Genomic DNA, 7,274 nt, shown 5'->3' on the forward strand with positions numbered 1-7,274 from the left:
TCAAAAGTAGGTTTATTCTCCTCCTCCTTTTTCTCCTCTATTTTCTTGAATACAGGTTTTATAAGGGTATCTTTTGACACATTAATAACATAGCCAGCGTCTTTTTTCCCTTCGACACCAGAAATTTCCCAGCCGTCAAATTGATATCCTTTTTCTAATTCTCCCTTATAGACAGGTAAAATGAAATCTTCTTCCGACACTATCGTTGAACTCATTTCTTTTCCATTTTGAATGGTCACAGTCACCGTATGAGGTTTTAATTCGCTTAACTCTCCCGTATCTTTGTTTAAAATGAATTCTTTTACGGTCGTATTTCTTGCGAAATCTTTTACAACAATCTTAATGTTTAGTGTCTTATCTGTTAGTTGTTTAATATCATCAAATGATTTGTATTCTTTTCCATTTACATAAATATGTTTGTCTTGAATCTCACCATCGAATCCATTATTTCTCTTATCATTGATGTTAAAGACTACAGATTTTCCGTCAGCATATTCGATACTTGTATTTCCCTTAGGATCAATGTTTACTTCTGGTTTAACATTATCATATAAAAATTGATAGTGTACTCCAACCGCTTTCGCATTCAAATCGCTATAGCCAGTTTGAAGATAAACATTTCCATCCATATCTGTTACCTTATCTGGGAATCCGTTTGCTTTATAGTCTTTCATTCCCCAGTCCATGATGTCACCGTCTTTAACATTAAGCTTAATGTTAAAATCTCTAGTGTTATCAATGTGTAAATCTCCGTAGATTAAATAATTATCTACAACAGATTCATTCACTCTCAATTCCCAGTTAAAACCACCCTTATCAGAAATCTTACCTCTTAAATAAAATTCTGGATTTCGTACATAAATTTTATTAGATTTAGATGGATTAAAGTAGTTCTTGTCCATTGAAAGATTTACTGGTTTTGCATCAATAAATAACGTAGAGCCATCTTCTTTTATAGCTTCTACATTAGACTTATCCTCTCCTATGTACTCTTTACCATCCTTACCAAATAATACCAGTTTAGAAGAATCTGTCACAAGATTTCCATCTTTATCGATTGCTTCCCCTTTATCATTCATTTTAAAGGTAAACACTTGATATTTTACAATGTTAAAACCGTCCAAAGCCGACATTAATACGGATTGAGTACTTCTTCCATCTTCTACATTTCTACTATCAGCATAAATTATTTTTTCTGATAGGACTCTTAGATTAGGATTGGCCTTTTGTATTTTTGCTATATCTTCCTTGCTATAGACTCCATTCCCTTCTAACATATCCGTTTTTCCAGGATTATAGGTAGTCACTTTTAGTGCATAGCCTTTTCTTAGAATGATATTATCCTTTAATAGATATTGTTGTTTTTCTGAATCAGAATAGATTTTACCAGATTCCATTTCCGTTAAATTGGTTGGTTTGTTCTTTGAAAGATCACCTTCTCCTAATTCTATTACATTTCCATAACTTGATGCATAGGGATATTCTGTTTTAGTTTCCTTATTTTTTTCAGGCATTCTAATCTTCGTTTCAGCTTTTATTCGATCATCATCTTTAACAAAGAATCTCATATCTCCTGCAAAAGCTAATCCATCCACAATATCATTAATATTAGCGTATAAATCAAATGTCATCGTTTTTGAATGTGAATCATACTTGGTCGTTTTGATTTCTATCGATTTATAATTATTGCCATAATATACCTTGGCATTTTTAGAAACATTACTTATCTTTCCAAGAATTTCAAAGTGTCCATCTTTAGACGGGCTTAAAATACCATAAATTTTTGATTTGATTTCGTCAAGCTTTTCAGTTTCATATTGTAAGGCACTACCATCGTCATAAGAAATGATATTTCCCTTATCATCGTATTTATAATCGTATTCCTCTATTCTCTTACCAGTTTCACTTGTAAAGTCATCAACTTCTCTAAATTTCTTTTTAATGAGTTTCTTCAAGTCTTTACTTTCAAACTCTCTAATTGTTGAAATAGTTTTATGAATAGTCAAGCTAGATTTTTCTTCGATAGACTCTTCATTGTCTTGATGATTTTCTTCCTCAGTTGTATCTTTTTTAAGACTATCGTCTATAACATTTCCTAAATTTTTAAATTTAGATTCTGCAATCTCACCAAGTTTTTGGTATTTAGATGAATCTTGATTAGGATCTACTAGATAATAGGAAATCATTCCCTTTTCATCAGCATGATCATCAAATTTTATTCTATGAATCTTTGTGAAATTGCTAGAGCCATCTAATGCAATGACTTCAATGATTTTTCCTCTTAAATCTCCTGCACCTTTAATTTCATAAATGGTATTTCCATCTTTGTCAAGTTTCCTATTTCTTCCTTGACCCTCACCTGCATAAGTTACTTCAAGATTTTTCTCAACCTCTCCATCTTCATTAACCAGAGCAGCTCCAGCATACCAAACTTCGTTGGCAATCTCGTCAAATTTTTCAGGATGTTCTTTCTGATCTCTCGCAAATAGCGTTTCATTCTTGTATTGCTCTTTTACCTTGTGATAGGTATCCTTTGTGATCAGCTTAATTTTTTCAGGATTTGAAAAATCAATCGAAACAATCTTAGGGGCTGTATTATCAATTTTTACAGGAATATAGGAAACCTGCCATGGGTAATCTTTAGTTAGTCTATATTTAAATTTATAGAAATATTGACCTTCTGCAATTGGTTCAAATTGACCTCGTATCTTAGTAGCAGGATCTTTGGTATCCTTGCTTTCTGGTGCATTTTCTTCTCTACCTCTAGGGTTATAAATGAGTCCATCCCATTTCAAGTCACCCCAAACTTTTAGTTTAGAAGATTTGATTCCCTTTGCATCATTTCTTTTAGAGTTTAAAATTCCTTTAATAAAGTGTTCTCTCGAAATGACTTTTAAGTCTCTTTGATTTTCTCCCTCTTTATTTGTATTTACTATTGAAATCAATCCTTCTTCTGCACTTCTTAATACAAGTGGAGAAGGTGTTAATCCTCTCTCAAGTTGCGCATCTTGAGGATTTCCATTTGAATCTAAAGGATAAATTTTAGCAATCTTAGAACCACTTGATGATGGTGCGTTAATCCCTTCGTTATTGAAAGCAAATAATTCTGGATTTTGATCTAGGGATGTTGTATTTTTATCTTTTCTATTTTGTATAACTCCTGCTGGATTAAATTTATCTATACCATGCTCTCCACCAATTCCCTTATTTAAGGTTCCTGGAATTTTTGGTTTACCATCATCATCATAACCTTCCATTGTTTTTGATTTTGATCCTTCTTCCCAGGCCCATTTATCAAGGATTGGTTCCTTGTTCCAATTTCCAGCAAATCCCATTAGAGGCATCGATAAAGATGGTTGGAAGTTTATTTTCTTCCCGTTAGAGTTTAGTGCTTCCATTTCTTCCACAGACTCAAAATGAATAAATGATTCTACAAATTTATTTTTGTTTTTAGCCTCTCCAACATTTATAACCGCATTTAAATCAAAGCTAGAATTTGGGCCTATAGTGAAAGTGTCATGCTCAAATGTGATATTTGCTCCTTTGACTTTTTCTGGGTGAATTTCTGGAACAATTTGCTTCCCATCTGGTGATTTTTCGTCTTTGTATGTTTCATCCAGTTTGAGTCTGTCAGTTAGAGCATCTGTAGTTACAGTTGATGCTGAAACTTTAAAGGTCAAAGGTCTGTTGGATGTATTGTGAAGCTTAATTGTAAAATATTTTTTATCTCCTTTTATTTCTTTAAGAGAAATAGAACCATAAGAGTTTACCAAACCTTTAGAATCCGTGTTTTTGAAAGTCGCTACGACTTCATTTCTCAAAGCATTGGCAACATTAATTAGACCTGCTCCCTGTTGTCTAGGTGATGCAAAGTATTGACTTTTTTCTTTCCAAGAAGTCGCATCCATCATAGGCCGTGCAGTATTTTGTAGGGCTATTTTTGTAAGACTTGTAAGATCTATTTTGTCATCTCCCTTAAGATTTTTCAACACAGGTCTTTCAAGCATTTCCTTTAACTTGGGCCTAATCAAAACAGTAGAAGCTGCAACGATTGGAGTTGCCATACTAGTCCCTGACATATAACCATAAGTTGATTTCCCATTAATGACATTGAGAGTAGATTTAATATTTTTACCTGGTGCTGAAACATCAGGTTTTAAAAGTAAATCTATTCTTGGTCCCCAAGATGTGGATCCTGCTGGAACTATGATATCTTCTTTATAGAGTTCTTTGTCTGTGTCAGATGCAAACTTAAAGTCAATCTCTTTTTCGTCACCTACATTCGGTTTATTGGAATTATAGCTTTCCATATCAATTGGATAGTATTGCTCCAATTTATCTTTAAAATCTTCCTTATTATTTCTTTTGACTTCAGTTTTTTTATCAGGATTAATCATGTTCCATAGCTTTACACCATCATCTCCTGAAATTGAAAATACTTGACTAGTAGTTCCTTCATCCGCTTCATATCCCATAGCTGGAAGCTCTGCCCAATTATCTCTATTGTAGTAATTGACAGTATTTACAACCATAATGGCGCGTGCGCCCTTATCCGTAGCTCTTTTAAAAGCATTTTTCAAATCCTTGGTATAAATTCGATCCATTACTGCAATTTTGCCCTTAAGATCCAATCCTATCAAATCTTGGTCTTGACCTTTGCCTATATATACAAATTTCAATTTACTAGGAGCTTTTGAACCATCTTCATTTGTTATGATTTTATTCTTATCGAAAAAGGCCCCTATATTTCTGTATTTAAAATTTTCTCCACCTATGTTAACTTTATCAAACTCAACTGTTTGATTTTTAGCAGAAGCGACCGCTATCGCATCTTCATGTGCTGCAGTTCGTGTTACATTTCCAGTATCTGTCATTTTCAGATTATTATTTGCTACTAAATCCCAAGACGAACTTGAAGCAGAAGTCGCATAGTTACCCGTAGCTACAACCATTGGAATGCCTGCTTTTCTTAACGCTCTAATAGCTTGCCAATATTTCTCACCTACAAGACCTGTTCCTGTAAAGCCAGATGATACCGAAACAACATCGACATTGTGTTTGATCGAATCTTCAATAGCATGAAACATTGTTTCATCCCCTGCGAACCCAGATCCTGCGTCAGAGTACATTTTATAAGAGAAGATCTGTGCATTAGGAGCAATTCCATCTATTCCGTTAAAGTTTTTAATATCTTTTTCAGTATCATTTCCTGCAAGAATCCCTGCAATATGCATCCCATGTGGATCAAAATAATCGCTTCCATCATCAGCTTTTTCTACAGTGATTTTACCACCATTATAATAATTGAACGCATGAGGGATTTTATCACTCAACCAGAAATTTTTATCAGTACCTTTTAAGTCTTCTTTTTTAAATTTCATTGAGTCTTTAGCATCATCATCAATCCTCATGGCCTTATGCCTATAATCTGTCCCGGTATCGATATTTGAGATGACCATACCTCTGCCATCAAAATTTTTACCAAATGGAGCATTGATAGACTTTAGGTAATCAATTGCCTCTTCAACTCCAATTTCCTTTCTAGCATGATTCATCATTGGCTGGACTTTTTGTGATCGTTCAACCGATGAGATACCTTCTATTAGTTTAATTTTGTCCAGATTATCTGGAGTTGTTTCTATTGCAACACCATTAAAAATCGTATTATAGGTATATAAAACGTTTGTATCCTTAAGATTGGATAATTCCTTGATTGCTTTTTCTCCAGATGCTTCATCTTTAAATTCAGCAATATAGACAAGTTTATCCTCTTTTTTGGGACTTTCTGGGTCTTTACTTGCAGACGAGTCCGCATGATCTCCTTGGGATTGATTGGAATTTTCTTCTTTGATTTTTGCTTCTTCATTGCTAGTGTTATTGTCTATTACAGGATTTTTACTAACAACTTCTTTTTCCTCAATAATTGTTGTTTTCTTCTCTTCAGTATGCTTTAAAGTTTCTATAGCATTATGAATATCTTCATGTTTCTCTTTATTTTCTGTTTCCTTATCTACTGCTACTTTTTCTTTATCAGAGATAGTTACAGCATCTTCAGAACTAGATGTTTCTGCTAAGACTACCTCGATAGGGACATATGCTGCTAAAATAACTGCAGCTGTGGTTAGTGACAATACTGTACTTTTTTTCATTTTAATTCCTTACATATTTATTTAACTTCCAATAGATAGAAAACTTTAACTTTGCTAGCCTTTGTTATAAAAAGTTTTATGAAGTATTATCTAGGAAATAGAGTAGTACATTTATATATAATTGTTAGCTCTCTGAAAAATAGTATATCAATTAAAAAAATTTAAGTCAAGAAAAATTAATACACATTAATTTGTTTTTTAATCTGTGTTAATTTTATAAAATCCAAAGCTTTCGTGGTTAACTGGAATACATTATAAGCACATTCACACCATCAAAAACAGTAGGAATCAAGTTGAACCACTACTAAAACCACCAAAAACTCAGTTAAGTTTGGAAGTGAATCTTGCCCACGATATTCCACTAATTCACGAACGAGAATGATTAGCCTCTTTGTGGACAGTATTCCTAGTCAAGTTCTATTGGAAAAGACCTCCTACACTGGCCGCCCTGCCTTTCATCCAGCCATGCTCATGAAGATGACCCTGTTCGCATATGCTCGTCAAGTGTTCTCTGGATGTAAAATCGTTCAAATGAACGAATAAGTCATTCCTATGAAATGGTTGAGGCAAGATACCTATGTTAGCTATAAAACGATTAATAACTTCCACTCCAGTAAACTTGCCAACAACCTAATCAAAATTGACTAAAAAGTACTAAACGAGCACAGATAACCCAATGAACTGGGAATATCTTGAAGACACGGACCAGTTTATAAAGCCCGATTGCCTAGTTTATTCCTTTAAGAACTACTCTAGTCGAACTGATAAGTATGGCTTTCAACGTGATTTCAAGATTTATGAGGCGGATAAAGTTCAAGATACTCCTGAGTTAGAACAGTTGACTAAAACAGATAGTGGAAATCAGAAACAAATCCATTATAATCCAACTTGGAATTGCTTTAAGGAACTCCTTAAGCAAACATTACATAGTGAAGAAGGCTCTCAAATTTATGCCAAACGTAAAAATTGATGTTGAACCCGTTTTTGGTAGTTTTCGGCGTGCGCAGAGTGCATGTCAGAGGCAAACAAGCCGTCTCAATAGAGATAGCATTCATCTTCATGAGCATGAATCACACCAAATTGGCAAAGAATCTAGCATCTAAAACGTCCACCTATTCAAAAAGG

1 protein-coding gene and 1 pseudogene are annotated in these 7,274 nt (G+C 33.8%); one reads left to right on the forward strand and one right to left on the reverse strand.

Annotated elements, in window-relative coordinates:
• The coding region (locus SINDD18_RS04200; protein WP_061863195.1) for a S8 family serine peptidase at positions 1-6,149 on the reverse strand (6,149 nt) is incomplete at its 3' end.
• A gap of 271 nt (positions 6,150-6,420) precedes the next feature.
• On the opposite strand from SINDD18_RS04200, the pseudogene SINDD18_RS10965 reads away from it, so the two are divergent.
• A pseudogene (locus tag SINDD18_RS10965) lies at positions 6,421-7,274 on the forward strand (transposase); the annotation flags it as partial.

It is taken from the genome of Streptococcus infantis, assembly GCF_001579645.1.
In the GTDB taxonomy this organism is placed as follows: domain Bacteria; phylum Bacillota; class Bacilli; order Lactobacillales; family Streptococcaceae; genus Streptococcus; species Streptococcus infantis_E.